The sequence below is a fragment of the Peribacillus sp. genome, assembly GCF_059453735.1.
Window position 1 is genome coordinate 1 of record NZ_JAZVJO010000219.1, and the last position, 2,176, is coordinate 2,176.

Below are 2,176 nucleotides of genomic sequence, written 5' to 3' on the forward strand. Positions count from 1 at the left end.
GCATAGCCTGAATTGCCAGCCGCGGCAATTATGAGAACACCTTTGCTGTATGCATAATTGACCGCACTTGAGATGAGGCTGTTATTGGCTGAAGAGCCCAGGGACATGTTGATGATTGTTTTCGTCCCAGTAGCGGATGCTTGATCTGCTGCATGTCGGATAGCTGCAGCAATATCATCCGAGTATCCAGAGCCGCTATCCGTCAACACTTTGTAAGCCCAAAGATCCGCATCCGGAGCAACGCCGTAAACGCCTGATTCATCGCTTCCGCCATCAGCCAACGCCGAACCGGCAACATGCGTACCATGTCCGTTCCTGTCTGTACAGCTATTGTTAATGATTGATGAAGAACCTGTAAAATCCTTGCATTGTTCTACGTTGTTGACAAGGTCGGGGTGGGAAGTGTTTACCCCCGTATCGAGTACGGCAATATTGATATTACTTCCTCCCATTGTAGATGTTATATCATTATCGTTATAAATTGCTTTAATTCCCCAAGGTGTTTGTTGAGAGGCTCTTGCAGTAATTGAGAATTCCGGAGTTTTATTTTCTACCATACGATCGTTTTCCAAACCTATCGAATCCAAAGTAACGATTGGAACCTTTGTGACGGTCAAATTTTTGTTCTTCTGTAACGCCTCGAATTGTTTTTCATTCATTTCTGTTGAAAATCCGTTCTCCGTCAATTCCCAACGAGCAGAATATTGACTCTTTAATGATGATTTTGCTGATTTGTTGTTCGCTTCCACATAAACGCGGAACTTCTCCTGGCCAGCACTGTTCGCAGTGCTATCTCCGCTAGCCATGGTTGTTGCTTGTACGGGAGTGATTACTGCTCCTGCGATTACAAGACTTAGCAATGCATTTTTCACTTTTTTCATTTGCCCTGACCCCTTTTCCTATTCATTTGTAGTACTACAATTTAAATCTATCACATTGTTAATTTTTTGATTATTGGGAAACTTTTAATTATAATTATTGTAAAAAATAGTAATATGATGGGGTGGTTATTAAAATGAAAATAGGCTCATTAATTAAGTACTATCGTACAAAACTGGGAATGACACAGAATGAGGTAGCAATGGGCATTTGTTCGATTCCCCATTTAAGTAAAATCGAAAATAACAATAAAGAAGGAAACAGCGAGACAATACGTCTTTTGCTGGAAAGATTGAATATCAGTGTGCACGATGTAGAAAAAAGCGAGCAAAATATTGTCAGGCTATTGAATGATCTACAGAAACATATAAATTATATGGAGAATGAAAAAGCGAAAGAGACAATGGAGAGGTTACAAAAATACGAAGAAATAATTGGTTTTACGGAATCCATTTATTTATATGAACTTTATAAATTACGTTTTTACATATTTGTGAAGGACTATAAATCAGCAGAAAATCAATTACGATGGCTAAATGCCCACCGACTAAATTTTTCCCAACGTGAAATGTATTTATATTTATATTATTATGCGTTAGTTCTGATAACAAAAGGGAAATATGAGGAGGCGGGTAAAGAACTTCTTCAAGTGCTTCGGATACATCCAGAGCTTGGCGCACTAAAAGGAGAGTTTTATTACCATTTTGCCTTAATAAAAGGGCGATTGGAGGAACCGGGCCAAGCAATTATTTATGGCAGAAAAGCTCTTGAATTCTATAAGGAAGAATTTAATTTTAAAAGGATTCTTTATACCTTAATGTCTTTGGCCCTCAATTACTCTCGGGAAAAAATGTTTCATGAAGCAATCGAAATTTATGAACATCTTCTGCGGAATATGGAACTGTTGCAGCAACAGCATTTATTACCTGATATCTATCACAACTTAGGGGATTTATATCAAACAAAGGGGGAATATGAAAATGCATTAATTTACTTTGAAAAAAGTGCCTTGTTAATGTCCAGGAGCAGTGATCATTATCTACTTTGTTTATATAACCTAGGCATCACACAATTTCGATTGGATCAATGGGAGAGGAGTATAAAAACCTTTTCTGTTCTAAAGGAAGAAGCAAAAAATAAGAAGAAATTAAGCTTTAATTTATTTGCTACGTTTTATTTGCATTTGCTGGGAGGAGAAAAAAAGAAGGCGATGAATTATTTGGAGGGGAAGCTGCTCCCGTTTACAGCGGATAAAGAAGATTTTAAAGAAATGCACCAACACTTTTCTTATTTATTA

The 2,176-nt window shown here is 37.5% G+C and carries 2 protein-coding genes; one reads left to right on the top strand and one right to left on the bottom strand.

The genetic code is table 11. The annotated features are described in order from the left end of the window. Positions 1 to 881 (bottom strand): S8 family serine peptidase (locus tag AC52RT_RS06845; protein WP_495540050.1); only part of this gene is annotated, 881 nt, incomplete at its 3' end. Between the two features lie 134 nt (positions 882 to 1,015). On the opposite strand from AC52RT_RS06845, the gene AC52RT_RS06850 reads away from it, so the two are divergent. Further along, positions 1,016 to 2,176 (top strand): helix-turn-helix domain-containing protein (locus AC52RT_RS06850; RefSeq protein ID WP_495540051.1); only part of this gene is annotated, 1,161 nt, incomplete at its 3' end.